Raw genomic sequence first — 20,234 nt, 5'->3', positions numbered from 1 at the left:
GTCCAGTTCAGACTAACACACCACGCTCAATGTCAATCAGCACGAAGCTTTATCAATAACATGCTTTATTTCGCTAGGTGGCTAACTTGTACTTGCAATTTGTCTTGATTATTTTTTTACCATTCTCTCGATGAAAAACATAAAAACAGAACACGAGCGAAATTTTCTTCTTTATGCTAGTTATGTTTTATTGCTATGGCATTATGACTTATCTCCGTATCAGCTCATTAAATTAAGCCCTTTTTCCGAATGCCCAGCCAATACAAAGGACAATTTTTCTAAACAAATACAAAAAATGCAAAAAAAATTATTCCTACCTGAAAGCGCTTTTTATAATGCGTTTTTTTCAAATTTGTATCGACAATATCTTTTTGAACAACAAGTTTTTATTTTTTGAGCTACTCATCTTTTACCTGAATTATTCATGAAATACTTTTTCCGTCGTTTCATAGAAAGTTGAGTCAATAAAAAGATCAGAAAAACGAACGAGATCCTCTCATAACGTGCCACTAAATAAAAATCGTACGTTATTTTAAAAATGAGTTGATTCTAGGCAGTACTTTGTCGGTCTATTTTTAGAAAAAGACTGCTAAATCAATAATTTAAACGACTGTATCCTCTGGAATACAGTCCAAAATAAACCATCATAAACATTTGATGAGGCCAAGTGAATCGCTATTCTTCTTGCGTGCTTTGTTACCTTTGCGCCAATATGAATCAACTTAAAGCGTAACGTGGCGATTGTTGAATTTCTTTCTGAATCTGGAAGTACAGTCTTTTTAAATAGATGAATCAAATTGTAGGATATGCAAGCTAACGCCATGCGCGCAGAGTTTTCAGTGAAAGTTGAGCTATCAGTCTTATCGAAATAAAAGCCGTTTTTGATTTCCTTAATGAAATTTTCCATGGTTCCCCGTTTTTGATAGAGAGCGAAGACAGTTTCTGGCGATACGTTTCTGAAATTTGAGAGAACAAACTCAAATCTTGTAAAGAGAAAACTTCCAGCATCCCGGGTAGCTCTAACTGCGACGCGTTCTGCGTTTTTCCAACTCGCTGCTTGATAGGTGAGAAAGAAATACTGTACCTCATGTGTCCTGAAATCAGTTTCATCACTATAAAGGACATATCGCTCAGCTTCGCTACGTAGACGACTATTCGCCTTCAGGCGAATCACAAAACGGATATCGTTCTCATTACAAAAATTGTAAATTTCTGGTTTTGCAAAACCACTGTCACCACGAACCATACTATTCATATTGCAAGGATGTTTTGAAAAATGAGTGACAATATTCCTTGAGGTATAAACGTTACCTGGGCGTAATTCTGCACCAAGAAACATTCCGGTTAAGCCATCAAAAGCGACAAGAGGATGATAGCCGTTAGTCTGATAGTGGTTGTTGAAATCTGAGCTTTCTTGATTTCCGTATGTGTCCGAATGAGTAGAATCAAGATCAATCACCATGTCTTGGATGTTATTTTGAGCAATCTGCATATCTGCCAACTGCTGGGCCACCTGCATAAACTGAGGGATATTTTCTTTTGTGATTGCTTGGAAAAAGCGACTAATCGTTGGTTGTGATGCCAGAGTGCTTTTGTTGGAAAAGATAGTTTTGAAGATGGGGTCTAGTCGTAATCGATTCGCTGCGACATCTTTTGAGTAGCTAGCGATATGTTGTAAAAGTAGTTGCTCTATTATATCGTTATACATATGATTTGGGTTTCTTCGGCTGTCAGTTAGTTTTACCTGCTCTTCAAGTATGCTTGAAAACCCAATCCGGTGCATAAACTCTTTTATCAGAACAAGACCGCTATCTGAAGAAATTTTGCCACCATCGTTGGCAAGTGTAATATTTTTATTGAAAGTTAGTTGTTTGTGTTGTAAAGTTGACATATGAGCACTCCTTGCTTGTATTGTAACGTTTTTGTCGACTTAACAATACCATAAGGAGTGCCCTTTTTTACACCCAAAGGGTGAAAAAAATAATTTGCAAAAACTGTTCAAGCAGAAGGGTTTACAAGGGTTACTGTTAAGTACTGTGAATTATTCAGGTTCATTATTTAGTTAACAACTTTTAAACGTATAAGAGCAAATAAATCCCAAAACGCGTAAATACGTTTTGGGATTTATTTGGCTTTTTTAAATTGTATCGCCGTTAAAAATGGAATTTTTAACAATGACGTAGTCGACTTTGCGGATGGCTTCTATATCAGTACCACCTGCGTATGAAATGGAAGATTGTAAATCTTGTTGCATTTCAATTAATGTGTCTTTCAATGAGCCTTTATGTTGAATCCAGATTTTCTTTCCTTCAACATTTTTCTTTTCGCCCTTTTGAAATTCTGATGCAGAACCAAAGTATTCTTTGTAAACAATGCCATTTTCAACTTTGGTTTCACCTGGAGATTCTTCATGTCCTGCAAACAATGAGCCAATCATCACCATCGTTGCACCAAAACGGAGCGATTTAGCAATGTCGCCATGGGTACGGATACCGCCATCAGCGATAATCGGTTTTCTGGCAGCTTTGGCGCACCATCGAACGGCCGCTAATTGCCAACCACCGGTGCCGAAACCTGTTTTAATTTTAGTAATGCAAACTTTCCCAGGTCCGATGCCTACTTTTGTTGCATCTGCGCCAGCATTTTCCAATTCTCTTACTGCTTCCGGTGTGCCGACATTGCCTGCAATGACAAACGTTTCGGGTAAATTCAGTTTAATGTATTGAATCATATCAATCACTGAGTTTGAATGTCCGTGAGCAATATCAATTGTAATGTAATCAGGCGTCAGATTTTTTTCGACAAGCTGATCAATAAAGGTGTATTCATTTGGCTTTACGCCAACACTAATTGACGTAATATATCCTAATGATTGCATCCGTTCAACAAATGCAACTCGACCAGCTTCATCAAAGCGGTGCATAATGTAGAAATACCCATTTGCCGCTAAAAATTCCGCAATTGATTCATCAATAATGGTTTGCATATTAGCTGGAACAACTGGCATTCTAAATGAATGCTTGCCCAATGTAACGGTTGTATCGCATTCAGAACGACTACTTACAATACACTTATTCGGAACCAACTGTACATCTTCATAGTCAAAAACTTTCATATCAAACATCGTAATCCCTCACTTATCTTTGGAACACTGAAAAGCATGTTCTCAAAATGTAATGCCCATAATAATTTAAAGGATTTCGCGAAAATATTCAAGTAAATATAACTTTTCTAAGATAGAATCATTTTTAATGTTCGTGTTTTACCGTATTCTGTAGCCGATATCCTTTCGGTAGTAAAAGCCATCAAAAGCCATTTTTGCTAACTCTCGGTAAATGGTCGTCTTCGCTTGCTGAAATTCATCTGCCTTTGCCTGCATCAATAAAACCCGCCCACCATTTGAAAAAGTGTGGTCCTCAACTTTTTTTACACCGCTGTAATAGATAGCTACATCCTGAGTTTTTGAAAGATCTGGCAATTGCTGGGGCGCTTCCACTTTGGTTGGATAGCCTTCACGCGCAACGACGACGCCCAAGCTTACTTGGTTGCTCCAAGCAATGTCAACTGGTTGGTGAGCAAGCAAGCTTTCTAGCACTTCCACCAATTTGGACTCCATCAATGGCAAAACAACTTGGGCTTCTGGATCACCAAATCGCGCATTAAACTCGATTACCTTGGGTCCTGTTTGCGTAACAATCAAGCCAGCATACAAAATTCCTGAATAAGAAGATCCTTGTGCATCCAAATAGCGCGCAACAGGTTTCATAATTGTTTCGACACTGTCATCAATCAATGATTGACGAATTTGAGGTACTGGGGCATAAGCACCCATGCCTCCTGTATTGGGACCTTTGTCACCATCAAATGCGCGTTTATGGTCTTGAGCAGGAATCATTGGATAAACATTGACTCCATCGACAAAGGCCATCAACGTGAATTCTTCCCCATCTAAAAATTCTTCAATGACCACTCGGGAACCACTTTCACCAAAAATACGATCTTCCATCATACGTTTGATGGTTTGGATTGCTTGCGCTCTGGTCTGAGCAATTACAACGCCTTTTCCAGCAGCCAAACCATCCGCTTTTAACACGATTGGAAAGACTTCTTGTTGCTCCAAATACGCGATTGCTGAGTCGACTTGATCAAATGATTGATAAGTGGCTGTTGGAACCTTGGCAGCTTGCATCACTTCTTTGGCAAAGGATTTGGATCCTTCAATCATCGCAGCCTCTTTGGTCGGACCAAATATTTTTAAGCCAGCTGCTTGAAATTGATTGACTAAGCCATCTAATAAAGGCTGTTCTGGACCGACAATTGTTAAATCAATGGCTTGTTTCTTTGCATAAGCGATCAGTTGATCGACATCTGATAAATCAATCACAACGGTTTCAATGCCATCAATGGTCATACCGGGGTTTCCTGGACAACAGAAAACAGAATCGGTTGGTGTATCTTGCTTGATCTTTTTGGCAATGGCGTGTTCACGACCACCGCCACCAATGACTAATATATTCATTCTGCTCTCCTTAATGACGAAAATGTCGGACATTCGTAAAGATCATGGCTATGTCATACTGATCTGCCATCTCAATTGATTCTTGATCTTTAATGCTTCCACCTGGCTGGATAATCGCTTTTATCCCATGTTTGGCAGCGAGTTCTACACTATCAGACATCGGGAAGAACGCATCACTTGCTAAGACAGCTCCCGTTAATGCTTCATTTTTTTCAGCTTGGTTAAGTGCAATCTCCACTGACCCTACTCGATTCATTTGACCTGCACCAATACCGACAGTTTGCGTAGCATTCGCCAAGACAATGGCATTCGATTTTACATGTTTGACGGCTTTCCAAGCAAATTCCAATGCTTGTAGCTCCTCAACTGTTGGTTTGCGCTTAGTTACGACTTGCCAAGTTTTCACATCTTCTACAAGATTATCCTGGCCTTGAATAAGTAAGCCCCCACCGACTGAAACGGAAGTCCATGCATCATTTGGTTCGGTAGTTGGTTTTGTCGTCAAAAGCAGGCGAATATTTTTCTTTTTCTCTAATACTTGCCGTGCATCTTCATCATATTCAGGTGCCACAATCACTTCTAAAAACATTTTGGCCATTCGTTCAGCAACAGGTAAGGTAATTTTTTGATTACTTGCAATGATTCCACCGAAAATGGACACTGGATCTGCTGCATACGCTGCATCAAATGCTTCTTCAATCGTCGTTCCCGTACCAATTCCACAGGGATTCATATGTTTCACTGCAACGATGGTTGGTCGGCTATACTCCGCTAAAATCGTCATCGCCGCATCGGTGTCACGAATATTATTATAGGATAATTCTTTGCCGTGAAGTTGTTTTGTGCTGGCAATTGTTCCGGCAGGAGCTGGATTTTGAACGTAAAAAGCTGCTTGCTGATGTGGATTTTCTCCATAGCGTAGCACTTGTTTTTTCTCATATTGTAGCAATAACTCATCAGGAAACGGATTTTTCTCAGTATGTTCAGCTAAATAATCGGCAATTCGTGCATCATATGCTGCGGTATGTTGGAAAACTTTAAGTGCAAGTTTTTTTCTAGTAGATAATTGCGTCTCGCCGTAAGTATCCAATTCCTCAGCGAGTTTTGGATAATCGTCTTTATCGACAACAACGGTGACAGATGCAAAATTTTTAGCTGAAGATCGCAACATACTCGGACCACCAATATCGATCTGTTCAATTGCCTCATCTTCTGTAATTCCTGGCTTTTGAATCGTTTCTTTAAAAGGATACAAATTAACTACCACAAATGAGATTGGCTGAATTTCGAATTTTTTTAGTGTGTCTACATGCGCTGGATTCGTCATCTTCGCCAAAAGTCCCCCATGAATCATCGGATGCAAGGTCTTTACACGGCCATCTAAAATTTCTGGGAAGCCGGTAACTTCTTCGATTGAAAGTGTGGGAATTCCTGCGTCATCTAAAGTTTGCTTGGTTCCTCCCGTAGAAATAATTTCATAGTTGTGTTTTACTAAATCTTTTGCAAAGGTGACTATGCCGGTTTTATCGGAAACACTAATTAACGCTCGTTTTTTCATTGGTTTCTCCTTCTTGAATGATTTTTTCAAGCACTGTTGGGTAAATTGCATGCTCCACTGAATGAATGCGGGATTCAAATGCTTCTAACGTATCATCTGGCTTTTTTGCCACCACTTCTTGATAAATAATCGGGCCGGTATCAATGCCCTCGTCAATATAGTGAATGGTCACGCCACTTTCTGTTACATTTGCGTAGTAGGCATCCGCAATACTCGTTCTTCCTGGAAAGGCTGGTAAAAGTGATGGATGGATATTAATGATGCGGTTGCGATATGGTTCGAGTAGGGTACTACCAATCAGACGCATATACCCCGCTAGTACAATCAAATCAATTTCATGCTCCTCCAAAATTTGTACAAGCTGTTTTTCAAAATGCGCTTTACTAGGAAAATCCTTAGGCGAAAGACAATAGTAAGGAATCGATTCATTGACAGCTCGTTCGATTACTTTGGCTTTTGGCTGATCGCAAATTAATAATGCAATTTCAGCTGATAATTTTTTCTGCTTCTCTGCTTCCAATAAAGCAGAAAAATTTGAACCAAATCCCGAGGCAAATACGGCTAACTTCATTCCGTCTCTCCTTTTAAAACAACCTGTTCAGCTGTTTTCTTTTTCACTTGCCCAATATGATAAAAGGGCGTGTTCGTCGAAAACAGTTGTTTGGTGACAGCTGCGAAATTTTCTTTGCGAATCGCTAAAATCATCCCAATGCCCATGTTAAAAATACCAAACATATCTTGTGTAGAATATCCGCCTAATTCCTGCATGCAAGAGAAAATTGGTAAGACTGGCCATGATCCTAGTTGGATGTCAGCTTGCAAATCCTCTGGTAGCATTCGTGGAATATTTTCATAAAAACCACCACCGGTTATATGGGAAATACCTTGAATCAAGTGAGCTTCGATTAAAGGTAAAACATCCTTTACATAGATTTTGGTTGGCGTTAATAAGACCGAACCCAGGTGATCAATCCCATATTCACTGATTTGGGCATCCAAGGAAAACGCGTGTTCTTCAAAGAAAAGCTTTCTTACCAATGAAAACCCATTGGAATGAATACCAGAAGATGGCAAACCAAGTAACACGTCTCCTTCTTGAATGGAAGCCGAATCAATTAGCTGGTCTTTTTCCGCAACACCTACTGTAAAACCAGCCAAATCATATTCTTCGGGTGTATACAGTCCTGGCATTTCAGCTGTTTCCCCACCAACCAACGCCGATCCCGCTTGAACGCAACCTTCTGCTACACCAGCCACAATCTGTTCCACAACACTTGGATCTAACTTTCCTGTGGCAATATAATCGAGAAACAACAGTGGTTTGGCTCCTTGTGCAAGTACATCATTCACACACATAGCCACACAATCAATGCCAATGGTGTCATGCTTTTGTAACTGTTGGGCTAACAGTAACTTTGTGCCAACGCCATCTGTTCCAGAAACCAAAACCGGTTGCTTCACTTGGTAAGCTGACAAATCAAACAAGCCACCAAATCCGCCTAAGGTACCCATAACGCCCTTGTTTGCAGTCCGTTTCACGTGTTTTTTCATTCTTTCAACGGCTTGGTAGCCAGCTTTTACATCCACACCAGCTTTTTGATAAGGGTTACTCACCTGAAGACCTCCTTTTGCTCCGTTGTTTCTTGTTCTTTTTCTCTTTGTAAAGATGCGAAATACTCAGCTTCATAATCGTACAATGGCGTAGGATAATCACCATTAAAGTAAGCCATACAAAGACCCGTGTAAGGTGCATCAAAAGGTAGACCAATCGAATCGATTACACCTTGCTCACTCAAAAATTCCAAAGAGTCCGCCCCAATAATCTGACGCATTTTTTCTTGAGTGTGATTTGCTGCAATCAATTCCTTTCTAGTTTGGATGTCAATACCATAAAAGCATGGGAATTTTAAAGCTGGTGAGCCAATTCTCAAATGAACTTCCGTCGCTCCAGCTTCTTTTAGCAAATTAACAATTCTTTGGCTGGTTGTCCCTCTCACAATCGAGTCGTCAACTAAAATTACCCGTTTTCCTTCAACGACCTTTCTGACTGCCGAAAGTTTCATCCGCACACCTTGTTCCCGTAATTCTTGAGTTGGCTGAATAAAGGTTCGGGCAACATATTGATTTTTGATAAGACCTAACTCATATGGAATTTTGGCCTCCTCTGCGTAACCACTGGCAGCAGATAAAGAAGAGTTTGGTACACCGACAACAATATCGGCCTCAACCGGTGCTTCTTGAGCAAGTCTTCTTCCCATGTTTTTTCTCGCTGTATGGACGTTTACACCGTAAATATTTGAATCAGGTCGTGCAAAATAAATAAATTCCATTGAACAAATCGAGAGCTGCGTATCCGTCGTGTACTGAATAATCTCCATTCCTTCATCTGAAATCCAGACTAACTCCCCAGGATTCACATCCCGCACGAAGGTAGCACCAATCGTATCCAATGCACAGGTTTCTGAGGCAACCACATAGCCCCCATTTTTTAATTGTCCAATAGCAAGTGGCCGAAACCCATTCGGATCAAGTGCAGCAATCATTGCATCATTCGTCAACAAAAGATAGGCAAAGCCTCCTTTTACCGTATTCAATGATTCCATTATTTTTTCTTTCAATGTTGCTTTTGTACTCCGACGAATCAAATGCATCAAAATCTCCGTATCCGAACTGGAATGGAAAATAGCTCCTTCTCCTTCTAATGAGCGACGCAAGCTTTTCGCATTGGTTAAATTACCATTATGAGCTAATGCAATTTGTTCATCATCAAATTGAAAAAGAAAGGGTTGGATATTTGCTAAGTTTCTTCTTCCGGCCGTAGCGTAACGAACGTGACCGATTGCAGCATTGCCTTCTAATCTATCAAGAATTGCTTCATTCGAGAAAACATCGGACAACAAGCCTAAGTCACGGTGACCCAATAGTTCATGGGAACCTCTCGCAACAATACCAGCTCCTTCTTGTCCTCGATGTTGAAGCGCATGGAGGCCAAAATAAGTCAGCCTAGATGCTTCTTCACAATTCCAGACACCAAAAATACCACATTCTTCGTTTAGACTTTTTATTTCATAAGGCATGGAATAGCATCCTCCCATAATCGTTTTGCTTCCACTCCATCAATCGTTAGTTGTTCCGCTCCACATTGAATTTTGTAAACAGGTTCTTCAGTCACAGTACCCAAGAAAGTTGCATTAGAGCCAAATTGTTCTTCAAATTGACTTCTATTTTCTGCAGATACGCTTAAAACAAAACGGGATTGCGATTCTGAGAACAATTGTGCTTTGGTGCCTTTCCAATCAATAGAAAAGCCTAAGTTCTTTTCGAAAGTGGCTTCTGCTAAAGCAACTAACAAGCCGCCTTCAGAACAGTCATGCGCACTTTGAATCAGTCCAGCTTTGATGGCTTGTAATACCAGTCGTTGATTTGCTTGTTCTTCTTCTAAAGAAAAGGCGATGGTGCCAGCAATTTGTCCTGTTTGCATTTTTTGAATTTCGCTCCCAGCAAAATCATCTTTGGTTGTACCAACAACGTAAATGGCGTCTTCCGCTTGTTTGAAAAATTGAGTTGTGACTTGTTGAACGTCCTCAATCAGTCCGACCATCCCAATCATTGGCGTCGGATAAATAGCTTGGCCATTTGTTTCATTGTACAAAGAAACATTTCCTGATATCACTGGCGTATTTAATGCCAGACACGCTTTAGAAATCCCGTTTGCCGATTGCGCCAATTCCCAAAATACATCTGGTTTTTCAGGCGAGCCATAGTTTAAACAGTCGGTAATCGCCAATGGTTGACCACCACTTGCAACAATATTTCTTGCAGCTTCTGCAACAGCAATCTGTCCACCTACCTCTGGATCAAGATAGATATAACGGGCATTGCAATCTGTCGTCATAGCTAATGCCTTTTTAGTCCCTTTAATACGGACAACCGCCGCATCACTTCCTGGTCTGACAACGGTATTTGTAAGCACTTGTGAATCATACGTTTCATAAACTGATTTTTTCGACGCAATGGTCGGTTGGCTGAGTAGTTCATACAAAGTTTCTTTTACGGATGAAACAACTGGTTGAAATGGTTCCATTGCCGCAAATTCTGCCAATCTTTCTGGGATAGCTTGTTCTTTGTAATATACAGGAGCTTCACTAGCCAAGGCATCCACAGGAAGGTCCGCAACTAACTCGCCTTTGTGGTACAAACGATACTGCCCATCATCAGTCACTGTTCCGATATCTACCGCATCCAGTTCATATTTTGCAAACAAATCGTAGACCGTTTTTTCATGACCTTTTTTTACACAGATTAACATACGTTCTTGAGATTCAGAAAGCATCATTTCATAAGGTGTCATATTCGTTTCACGTTGGGGTACATCATCCAAGTTTAGTTGTAACCCTGAACCAGCCTTAGAAGCCATTTCTGAACTGGAGGAAACCAAACCAGCTGCTCCCATATCTTGAATACCAACAATCGCTTCTGGATGCTCAATAATTAACTCCAAACATGCTTCCAATAAAAGTTTTTCCATGAAGGAATCACCCACTTGGACAGCCGAACGTTTTTGTTCTTTTTCATCCTCAAATTCTTCGGAAGCAAACGTTGCTCCATGAATGCCGTCGCGTCCTGTTTTTGCACCGACATAAAAAATAGGATTACCAACACCCTTGGCTTGTCCCTTTTGAATATGGCGATGTTCAATAATACCGACACACATCGCATTGACTAATGGGTTTCCTTCATAACAAGCATCAAACGAAATTTCGCCACCCACAGTTGGAATGCCGATACAATTCCCGTAACCACCGATACCAGCTACAATTTGTTCAAATAAATATTTTGTTCGTGGATTGGTCAATTCGCCAAATCGCAAAGAATCCAACATCGCAATTGGTCTTGCGCCCATACTAAAAATGTCACGAATAATGCCACCAACCCCTGTCGCAGCACCTTCATAAGGCTCCACAGCTGAAGGATGGTTGTGGCTTTCTGCTTTAAACACGACAGCCAAACCATCACCAATATCCACAATTCCTGCACCTTCCCCAGGTCCTTGCAACACATGGGGGCCACTCGTAGGAAAGGTTTTTAAAACAGGTTTTGAATTTTTGTAGGAACAATGCTCACTCCACATCACTGCGAACAAGCCAGTTTCTGTATAATTGGGTTTTCGCTTTAGTATCTCGACAATTTTGGTGTATTCCTGATCTGTTAAACCCCATTCTCGATAGATTTTCTTCAGTTGAATTTCATCTGAAGTGGGTTCAAAGCTTGTATTATTGGACATGTCCGCTCTCCTTTGCAAAATTGGTCAGAATGGATTCAAAAAATGGCCGACCATCCGTTGTTCCTAATACGCTCTCAACTGCTCGTTCTGGATGGGGCATCATTCCTACGACGTTTCCTTTCCGATTGCTAATACCAGCAATGTTGGCAATGCTACCATTCACATTATCGGCATACCGGAACAAGATTTGCTTGTTTGCTTCAAGTTCAGCCAGCGTGTCATTGTCGCAAAAATAATTTCCTTCTCCATGGGCAATAGGAATGGCAATCTCTTGATTTTCTTCGTAGTTGGTCGTAAATGGACTTTGATTGTTTTCAACGATTAAAGGAACAACCTTACTAATAAATTTTAATGATTGGTTTTTACGTAATCCCCCGGGTAACAAGCCCAGTTCCGTTAACATTTGAAATCCATTACAGGTTCCAAAAACTGGCTTTCCTTCTTCGGCAAAGCGCACAACTTCTGACATAATTGGCGCAAAGCGGGCAATTGCCCCACATCGTAAATAATCACCATAGGAGAAACCTCCCGGAAGTAAGACACCATCGTAACCATCCAATGATTGTTCATCATGACGCACACCTTCTGCTTCCATACCGTCAAAAAGATTCACAGCCCAAATCATGTCACGGTCACAGTTTGAACCCGGAAAAACGATGACTGCGAATTTCATTTTTGCACCTCATCTTCCGTAAAAATTTCATATTGATAGCTTTCCATGGTCACATTCGCCAATAATTCCTGACACATTTTTTCAATTGCTGCTTCGACGTTTTCCGATTCGTTCAGTTGGATTTCAAAGTATTTTCCCATACGAACTTCTTTGACTTCATCATGACCCAATCGAAGCAATGCACTTTTCACCGCTTCACCTTGAGGGTCTAAAATTGATTCCTTGTACATTACAACTACTTTTGCGATTGCCATTTTATTTATCCTCCTGTATCGTTGCTAGTCTCTTTGCCACTTCTCGATAAACAGCCAATAAGTCACCTGTTTTTTTACGGTAAACATCTTTGTCCAGCGATTCATTTGTTTTTTTGTCCCACAATCGGCAAGTGTCAGGTGAAATTTCATCCGCTAAAACAATGGTGCCTTCAGAGGTGCGACCAACTTCAATTTTGAAATCAACTAATTTTAAATCTGCTAAATCAAATAATTCTTGTAGTTTTTCATTAATTGCTAGCGTCATTTGACGAATTGTCGCCAACTCTTCCTTCGTAGCAATTGAAAAATAGTGAACATGATCATCGTTAATGAATGGGTCATCTAGCTCGTCCGCTTTATAATAAAATTCGATAATCGGATTTGCTATCGCGGTACCTTGAGCAATGCCAAAGCGTTTGGAAAAACTCCCTGCCGCAACATTTCTTAAAACAATTTCGAGTGGAATCATTTCAAGCTTTTTGACTAATTGTTCGGTTTTTCCTTCTTTTGATAGAAAATGACTCTCAATTTTTTGCTTTTGTAACCACGCAAAAATAAATGATGAAATGCCATTATTCAATTCTGCTTTGCCAATCATTTCATCTTTTCTTGCTCCATTTAAAGCTGTCACCTGATCCAAATATTCAACAAAAAGAACATTTTCATCATCAGTCCGATACATTTTCTTTGCTTTCCCCTCGTAGATCACTTCACGCGTCTTCATGGTTCACCTCATCTATTTTTTTGGCTTGTTGCTTTGCTTCATTTTAAACCTAATAAAAAAAGAGAGTCAACAAAATATTGATATTAATATTATTTTTTTCGATTAATATTCGTGTTTAAAAATATTCTATCAATAATACAAGCGTTTACATTTCGACTTGTTTGTGATATAGTTCTTTTGATAATATTACAGGTGGAGGGCTTGGCGAATGAGGGATCAAATGACACTTGATGCACATACTTTCTATGATTCTTTATCTACAGACTTACAAGAGTTACTTACTAGTGATATTCATGAAGTCATGTATTCGGAAATTTATACAAATTATCGAAAAATACACCCTTTTTTAAAAAACTTTTATGAAAAAAAACTAGTAAATGTGATACATCGAAATGTCTTTCAATACCAAAATCAAAAAAATCAAGAATTAATCATCCAAACAATTGAAACCACGTATTTTTTTAAAACGTATCATTTCCTCAAAATTTTTTATAATTTTCAGGAAGTATCGATTGATTTTTTACAAGAACTACTCAATTATAGCCAATCAAAGGTTCCTGTCATTGAATAGCGACAAAAGACCTATCATTCACCGAATAAAAGGAGGTTCTCCTCTTCCACTCGGTTTAATGATAGGTCTTTTTTTATGCCAATCCTACTCTTTCAAAAAGCGTATCCACTTGTTTTAAATGATGATGATAGTCAAATGCATCATCTAACTCTTCTTTTGATAGAATGCTCATAATTTTTTGGTCTTGTTCTAGCAATGGTCGGAATGGTTTTTGTTCATCCCATGAAATGGCTGTTTTCGGTTGAACCAAGTCATAAGCTTCTTCTCTAGTCATACCATGATCAATTAGTTTTAGCAATACACGTTGGCTGTATATTAAGCCAAACGTGGCATTCATGTTGCGTTTCATATTTTCCGGAAAGACCGTCAATTGTTCCACGATTGTCGCAAAACGATTCAACATGTAATTTAATAAAATAGTTGTGTCAGGCAAAATAATTCTTTCTGCAGATGAATGAGAAATATCTCTTTCATGCCATAGAGAAACATCTTCATAAGCAGTAACAACATGTCCTCGAATAACGCGAGCAAGTCCCGTCATGTTTTCTGACCCAATCGGATTTCTTTTATGTGGCATAGCAGAAGATCCTTTTTGTCCTTTTGCAAAAAATTCTTCCACTTCGCGTGTTTCTGATTTTTGCAAGCCTCGAATTTCTGTTGCAAATTTTTCAATGCTTGTTGCAATCAGTGCCATGGTTGCAACATATTCTGCATGAAGGTCCCTTGGTAACACTTGGGTTGATATCTCTTGAGCGCGAATTCCCAGTTTATCACAGACGAACGCTTCTACGTAAGGGGGAATATTCGCAAATGTTCCAACAGCACCGCTTATTTTGCCTGCTTCAACCCCAGCTGCAGCATGGTCAAAACGTTCAATATTTCGCTTCATTTCTGAGTACCATAAAGCTAATTTCAAGCCGAAAGTAGTCGGTTCTGCATGTACACCATGTGTCCGCCCCATCATAACCGTATATTTGTGTTCCTTTGCTTTCTTTCCAATCACTTCTGTTAGGCGAACAAGATCTCTTCTTAGGATATCATTGGCTTGTTTTAATAAATAACCATACGCTGTGTCAACCACATCTGTTGATGTCAAGCCATAATGAACCCACTTGCGCTCTTCTCCAAGTGTTTCAGACACCGCACGGGTGAAGGCAACCACATCATGACGTGTTTGTTGCTCAATTTCTAAAATCCGTTGCGTATCAAAATTGGCATTAGCTCGGATTTTTTTTACGTCTTCTTTAGGAATTTCGCCTAATTCTGACCAGGCTTCTGTAGCAAGAATTTCCACTTCTAACCATGCGCGGTAGCGGTTTTCATCGGTCCAAATGTTTCCCATTTCTGGTCTTGTATATCGTTCTAGCATGTTTTTCTCCTTTTGATTGGTTTATTTTTATTCCCAAATACGCGTTTGCGCAATTTCAGCTAACGTCTTTTCGACATCTTTTGTCAAAATAGTAAGATGCCCCATTTTGCGATTCACCTTGGCTTTGTCTTTGCCATAATAATGGAAATGCCAAGCGGGTTCCTTTTCAATCATTCGGTATGTCCGTTGTAATTCAATTCCCAGAATGTTCACCATTACTGCTGGGCTTAATTCTTCCACTTCAGCTAAAGGCCAACCGCAAATTCCACGAATGTGCGCTTCAAATTGGCTCATCGAACAAGACTCAATTGTGTGGTGACCTGAGTTGTGAGGGCGAGGTGCCAACTCGTTCACGTAGATACTGCCCGATTCGGTCAAAAACATCTCAACTGCTAAAACACCTCTTAATTGGAGCGCTTTTGCAATTTCCATTGCGACCCTTTTCGCTTCTTTAGCGACTTCCTCATCAACCCTAGCTGGAGAAATCGTTTGGTACAAGATATTGTTGCGATGAATATTTTCAGCAACTGGAAATGTCACATAAGCTGTTCCATTACCAGCAACGATAACCGACAATTCCTTTTCAAAAGGAATCCACGCTTCTAATTCGCAAGTTCCTTCTCTCAGTAATGTCATTGCTTCCGCAACGTCTGCACGACTTTTTAGTACGTGTTGCCCTTTGCCATCATAGCCGCCACGAGTTGTTTTTAAGACACACGGATACCCCAAACTATCAATGGCATCCTGAATATCAGTGGGGCTAATAATCGTAGCGTAAGGCGCGATTACGATATTATTGGACTCCAAAAACGATTTTTCCAATAAACGATCTTGAGTAATTGCCAATAAATCCGTTCCTTGAGGAATGTTTGCGTCAGGCAAAAGATTGTTTAAAGCTTCCACACTGACATTTTCAAATTCATAGGTAATCACATCACTTCGTTTAGCTAATTCATTCAGTGCTAACTGATCATCGTACGATGCAACAATGTGCCAATCAGCTACCTGGGCAGCTGGGCAATCATTGGTTGGATCCAGTATTCCTACGCGAAAACCCATATATTTCGCACTAATTGCCATCATTCTACCAAGTTGTCCACCGCCAACAATACCGATAGTTGAACCAGGCATTAATAGATTAGTCAAGTTGATCACTACTTTCTTCCACAACTATTCGCATTTCTTCGCGATAGTTTGCCAATTTTTCTTCTATTTCTTTATCATATATGGAAAGTATTTGAGTAGCAAGTAAACCTGCATTAATTGCACCAGATTTTCCAATTGCTGTCGTAGCGACTGGAACGCCACCTGGCATCTGCACAATGGACAACAAGGAATCCAATCCATTTAACGCCTTGCTTTGAACAGGTACGCCGATTACAGGTAAGGTCGTTTGTGAGGCAATCATTCCGGGTAAATGAGCAGCTCCACCTGCTCCTGCAATAATGACTGCATGGTTGTTCGAACGCGCACTTTTGGCAAATTCAAACAAACGATCTGGTGTCCGATGCGCGGATACAACTTCTTTGGTATAGGGAATCCCAAATTTTTCCAATACAGTACAACTTTCTTTCATTGTTTCCCAATCTGAAATACTGCCCATAACTATTGCCACACTTTTCATGCCTTTATTCTCCTATTCTTGATTAATTGGTTGCGACTCACTCGATAAATTTGAACGATGAAACAATACATTTAATAAAACAGCTGTGAAACTGCTCATGACAATCCCATTTTGGGTAAACATCTGAACGGTTTCTGGCAGTCTACTAAATAAACCAGGCATAATCGTAAATCCTAAACCAAATCCGATGGACAACGCAACAATCAGCAAATTACGGTCATCTGAAAAATCAACTTTTGCTAACATTCGCATGCCAGCAACAGCAACCATCCCAAACATGACTAACATCCCGCCACCCAAAACCGCGTCGGGTATCACTTGCGCCAAAGCACCGATTTTTGGGAACAGACCCAAAATAATCAGAAATCCAGCTGAAAAATAGAGTGGATTCCGAGTTTTAATTCCGGATAATTGTACTAAGCCCACATTTTGCGAAAAACCTGTATGAGGAAAGGTGTTGACAATTCCTCCCAAAAGAATGGCGAGACCTTCTGTTCGGTAACCGCGCTTCAAATCATCTTCTGTCAATTCTTTACCGGTGATTTCGGCCAATGCAAAATAGACACCAGTCGATTCAACCATGCAAACAATCACGATAATACACATTAAAATGCTGGAAACTGGATCAAATGTTGGTTTACCGAAGTAAAAAATTTGAGGCAATTGAAACCAAGAAGCTTGCTGGAAAGACTGGGTGGAAACATCCCCCATTAAAGCTGCAACAAAGGTACCTCCGACCAGTCCGACAAGAACGGCAATTGACCGCAAAAACCCTTTGCCAAATACTTGCACAATCAGGATTAAAAAGATCGTGATAAAGGCTTGTAGCAATGCCGATGGAGAGCCAAAAGTTGCCGCAGTTTGATTTCCACCACCCATTTTTTCAATTGCAACTGGAATCAAGGTTAGGCCAATTGTCGTAATAACGGTTCCCGTTACAATAGGTGGGAAAAATCGCTTAATTTTTGAAAAAAAGCCTGCACACACTAGTAGAGCGGCCCCAGCAACCATAATTGATCCAAATACAGCCGTAATCCCGGATTGTTTTCCGATAAGAATCGCTGGACCAACCCCTTGAATGGCACAGCCTAGGATAACGGGCAGGCCAATGCCAAAATATTTACCAGCTGATAATTGAATCAACGTTGCAACACCACACATAAAAATGTCGATTGAAATCAAATAGGTCAGTTGGCTACTTGAAAGACCGAGTCCAGTTCCAATCAGTAACGGCACAGCCACCGCTCCGGCGTACATCGCTAATAAATGCTGGATACCAATAATAGCAGATTGCGCATTGCTTGATTTATTCACGCCTGATCCTCCTCTAAGAAAGAAACTTGATTCATTGATAAGGATTTTATCCGAGCCAAAGAATAAACAGGAACGCCCATATCGACAATTAATTGATGCCCAGGTTGAAAGGCTTTTTCGATAACAATACCAACCCCCACAACAGTTGCACCTGCTTGTTGGCATAATTCAATTAACCCTTTAGCTGCTTGACCATTTGCTAGAAAATCATCAATAATAAGTACCCGATCATTCGGAGATAGAAATTTTTTTGAAATGGAAATTTGATTTGTCTGTTGTTTTGTAAATGAGTAAACCGAAGAGGTCAACAATTCTTCATTCATGGTTAAACTTTTTGACTTACGCGCATAAATCATTGGAACGCTCAATTCTTTGGCGGTAAAAATAGCTGGAGAAATCCCTGAAGATTCCAATGTTACCACTTTTGTCACACCTTCGTTCCCAAAAAATGTAGCAAACTCTGTTCCAATTTTTTCCATTAGATCCGGATCAACTTGGTGTGTTAAAAATTGATCCACTTTTAACACATCTTCATTCAGAACCCGTCCATCGTTTTGTATCCGTTCTACTAACTCTTTCATTTATTCCGCTCCTTATTTCGATGCGATTCATTTTCTTAAAGCTGTTTATAAAAAAAGGCATCTTCTCTGCAAACTGCAAAAAAGACGCACGAAAAAAAGCCTTTTTTACTTATAGTCCGATATTTACGGTATCAGGTAGAGACTGTCGACCAATTACGACGATATATAAGTAATACTAATTATGAAAAACTCTTTCACTATTATGTCGATAAATGACGCAAAAAACAAGAAGAAACCCTCTCATTTTTTCTCTTTTTTCTTTAATGTTCGGATTCGAATTGTTGCTTCTCAACTTCACGATAGTTTTGCATCTTTTTGCTAAACAACTTGCCGTTTGTTGGAGGTGTGTACGTAATTGCATTTGCACCTGCAGCAATGGTCTCACGAATCAAATCATCGGTTGGTCCCCCTGTCGCAATGATGGGAAGATCTGGGTATTTTTCTCTAAAGAAACGAACCGTCTCGGCAGTTTTTTTGCCTGCACTAATATTGATCATCTTCACACCTGCCGAAAGCTTTGCATCAATGTCCGTATAGACACTAGTTACCGTGCTGATGACTGGGATATCAACTACTTTACAAACAGCTTCAACTGTTTCAAGTGGAGTAGGGCCATTTAAAACCACCCCTAACGATCCTTGCGATTCAGCAAAAAGACTCATATAGACGGAGCGTTGTCCCTGCGTTAAGCCCCCACCAACTCCTGAGAAAACAGGAATGTTGGCTGCCTCAATGATGCTTTTGGTAATGCCCGGATGAGGGGTAAAAGGGTAGACCGCAATAACTGCATCGGCATTCGTATTATAGATAATTGCAATATCGGTCGAAAATAAAATTGATTTGATTCGTTTCCCAAAAACAAGGATGCCACTTGCATCTTTAATTACTTCAGGAACTTTTACAATATCTTGTCTTAAAGCAGAAGTTACTTCTGGTACAAATTTGTTCTTCATTGTCCTTTTCTCCTTAGTGATCATACTTAGTCAATTGATAGGATTCAATCACCGACTCAATTTTAGCGGCATAACCAGGATCCGTGGCATAGCCAGCTTCCTGCAGCGCCAAGGCTGCATCTTTATAAGAATTAGCCGTTAAGACCTTTTCATATTTTTGGGGATTCCAAGATACTCCATTTACTAATAATTGTGTGTGATCATCCAATGACTCATCCCATGATTGATAAACACGAAAATTGCCTTTGATGGTAATCCACTGTTCATTCACAAATTCTTTTGTATCCAAAGTGATCGCCTTTTGATCACCATAAGCTTTGACTCCAAATAGATTATAGTACTCCGCAGCAAGTTGACTCGTGCCCCAATTGGATTCAAGAATTGCTTGACCAATAATAATACTAGGCAACACGCCATAGCCTTGTTGCAGTTCCTGAGCATGTGGAACAATCTTGTCCAAAAATTCCTGTTTGGTCACTTTAGAAGGCGTTTCGACAGCACTATCTTCTGCCGGTGTTATCGGATCCGATAATTGTCGTATGGAAAAAACAAAGGAGCCACAGATACTGAACCTCCCACGATTTAAGTCGCGGGGTTCTGAGTCCTTACGGACTTAAAACCCTTTGACCCAAATGTAGTTTCTTCTTGCCTGAGATACGGGATACCGAAGAAGTCGCCACTCAGCGATATAACTGCGATAACCTAGTAATTCGGTTCATGGGTAAACAAAGTATCGGCTCTCATAGGATTTTCCTGATACCGAGTCTATCCACACAGGACAAGAATTTATAGCGAACAAACTTAAGCTAC

The 20,234-nt window shown here is 40.1% G+C and carries 19 protein-coding genes and 1 riboswitch; of the genes, 1 reads left to right on the top strand and 18 read right to left on the bottom strand.

What is annotated here, in order from left to right:
* Positions 1–589 precede the first annotated feature (589 nt).
* From ACFSR0_RS10700 to purC, 11 genes are all read right to left on the bottom strand, one after another.
* Positions 590–1,891 (bottom strand): IS1380 family transposase, encoded by a 1,302-nt coding sequence (locus ACFSR0_RS10700; RefSeq protein WP_379982612.1) that lies wholly within the window; start codon positions 1,889–1,891, stop codon positions 590–592.
* Between the two features lie 246 nt (positions 1,892–2,137).
* A complete protein-coding gene (gene guaC, locus ACFSR0_RS10695) occupies positions 2,138–3,115 on the bottom strand; it encodes a GMP reductase (protein ID WP_379982616.1) in 978 nt (325 codons plus the stop codon).
* A 147-nt stretch (positions 3,116–3,262) separates the two neighbouring features.
* Positions 3,263–4,519 (bottom strand): phosphoribosylamine--glycine ligase, encoded by a 1,257-nt coding sequence (gene purD, locus ACFSR0_RS10690; protein WP_379982610.1) that lies wholly within the window; start codon positions 4,517–4,519, stop codon positions 3,263–3,265.
* 10 nt (positions 4,520–4,529) lie between these two features.
* Complete coding sequence (gene purH, locus ACFSR0_RS10685; protein WP_379982608.1) at positions 4,530–6,077, bottom strand: bifunctional phosphoribosylaminoimidazolecarboxamide formyltransferase/IMP cyclohydrolase; 1,548 nt, start codon at positions 6,075–6,077, stop codon at positions 4,530–4,532.
* Complete coding sequence (gene purN / locus ACFSR0_RS10680; RefSeq protein WP_379982606.1) at positions 6,055–6,648, bottom strand: phosphoribosylglycinamide formyltransferase; 594 nt, start codon at positions 6,646–6,648, stop codon at positions 6,055–6,057. Before purN ends, purH begins: the two co-directional genes overlap by 23 nt.
* Entirely contained in the window at positions 6,645–7,691 is a 1,047-nt protein-coding gene (gene purM / locus ACFSR0_RS10675) for a phosphoribosylformylglycinamidine cyclo-ligase (protein ID WP_379982604.1), read from the bottom strand. The genes purN and purM overlap by 4 nt, the downstream gene beginning before the upstream one ends.
* Positions 7,688–9,154, bottom strand: coding sequence for an amidophosphoribosyltransferase (gene purF, locus ACFSR0_RS10670; protein WP_379982602.1), 1,467 nt, complete (start codon positions 9,152–9,154; stop codon positions 7,688–7,690). Before purF ends, purM begins: the two co-directional genes overlap by 4 nt.
* Entirely contained in the window at positions 9,139–11,361 is a 2,223-nt protein-coding gene (purL, locus tag ACFSR0_RS10665) for a phosphoribosylformylglycinamidine synthase subunit PurL (RefSeq protein WP_379982600.1), read from the bottom strand. The genes purF and purL overlap by 16 nt, the downstream gene beginning before the upstream one ends.
* The gene (gene purQ, locus ACFSR0_RS10660; RefSeq protein ID WP_379982598.1) at positions 11,351–12,034 is read right to left on the bottom strand and encodes a phosphoribosylformylglycinamidine synthase subunit PurQ; all 684 of its coding nucleotides are present in this window, start codon (positions 12,032–12,034) and stop codon (positions 11,351–11,353) included. Before purQ ends, purL begins: the two co-directional genes overlap by 11 nt.
* Positions 12,031–12,288 carry a phosphoribosylformylglycinamidine synthase subunit PurS gene (purS, locus tag ACFSR0_RS10655; protein ID WP_379982596.1) on the bottom strand — a complete coding sequence of 86 codons (258 nt, stop codon included), beginning with the start codon at positions 12,286–12,288 and terminating at the stop codon, positions 12,031–12,033. The genes purQ and purS overlap by 4 nt, the downstream gene beginning before the upstream one ends.
* Position 12,289: 1 nt before the next feature.
* Positions 12,290–13,012 (bottom strand): phosphoribosylaminoimidazolesuccinocarboxamide synthase, encoded by a 723-nt coding sequence (gene purC / locus ACFSR0_RS10650; protein ID WP_379982594.1) that lies wholly within the window; start codon positions 13,010–13,012, stop codon positions 12,290–12,292.
* A gap of 208 nt (positions 13,013–13,220) precedes the next feature.
* On the opposite strand from purC, the gene ACFSR0_RS10645 reads away from it, so the two are divergent.
* Positions 13,221–13,583, top strand: coding sequence for a hypothetical protein (locus ACFSR0_RS10645; protein WP_379982592.1), 363 nt, complete (start codon positions 13,221–13,223; stop codon positions 13,581–13,583).
* A 73-nt stretch (positions 13,584–13,656) separates the two neighbouring features.
* On the opposite strand, the gene purB is transcribed toward ACFSR0_RS10645, so the two are convergent.
* The 7 genes from purB to ACFSR0_RS10610 all read right to left on the bottom strand — a co-directional run bounded on the left by purB (position 13,657) and on the right by ACFSR0_RS10610 (position 19,989).
* Entirely contained in the window at positions 13,657–14,952 is a 1,296-nt protein-coding gene (purB, locus tag ACFSR0_RS10640) for an adenylosuccinate lyase (RefSeq protein WP_379982590.1), read from the bottom strand.
* 27 nt (positions 14,953–14,979) lie between these two features.
* Positions 14,980–16,107: a 5-(carboxyamino)imidazole ribonucleotide synthase gene (gene purK, locus ACFSR0_RS10635; protein ID WP_379982588.1), complete on the bottom strand. Its 1,128-nt coding sequence runs from the start codon at positions 16,105–16,107 to the stop codon at positions 14,980–14,982.
* Positions 16,091–16,576, bottom strand: coding sequence for a 5-(carboxyamino)imidazole ribonucleotide mutase (gene purE, locus ACFSR0_RS10630; protein WP_379982586.1), 486 nt, complete (start codon positions 16,574–16,576; stop codon positions 16,091–16,093). The genes purK and purE overlap by 17 nt, the downstream gene beginning before the upstream one ends.
* Positions 16,577–16,588: 12 nt before the next feature.
* Positions 16,589–17,890 (bottom strand): nucleobase:cation symporter-2 family protein, encoded by a 1,302-nt coding sequence (locus ACFSR0_RS10625; protein WP_379982584.1) that lies wholly within the window; start codon positions 17,888–17,890, stop codon positions 16,589–16,591.
* Complete coding sequence (locus ACFSR0_RS10620) at positions 17,887–18,471, bottom strand: xanthine phosphoribosyltransferase (protein ID WP_379982582.1); 585 nt, start codon at positions 18,469–18,471, stop codon at positions 17,887–17,889. Before ACFSR0_RS10620 ends, ACFSR0_RS10625 begins: the two co-directional genes overlap by 4 nt.
* 92 nt (positions 18,472–18,563) lie before the next feature.
* A riboswitch (purine riboswitch) is annotated at positions 18,564–18,660 on the bottom strand.
* A gap of 71 nt (positions 18,661–18,731) precedes the next feature.
* Positions 18,732–19,424 (bottom strand): hydrolase, encoded by a 693-nt coding sequence (locus ACFSR0_RS10615; RefSeq protein WP_379982580.1) that lies wholly within the window; start codon positions 19,422–19,424, stop codon positions 18,732–18,734.
* Positions 19,425–19,437: 13 nt separating this feature from the next.
* Positions 19,438–19,989 carry a glycoside hydrolase family 73 protein gene (locus tag ACFSR0_RS10610; protein ID WP_379982614.1) on the bottom strand — a complete coding sequence of 184 codons (552 nt, stop codon included), beginning with the start codon at positions 19,987–19,989 and terminating at the stop codon, positions 19,438–19,440.
* Between the last annotated feature and the right edge of the window lie 245 nt (positions 19,990–20,234).

The sequence above is a fragment of the Enterococcus camelliae genome, assembly GCF_042685105.1.
Lineage (GTDB): Bacteria > Bacillota > Bacilli > Lactobacillales > Enterococcaceae > Enterococcus_G > Enterococcus_G camelliae.
This window is presented reverse-complemented; position numbering and strand designations above follow the sequence as displayed.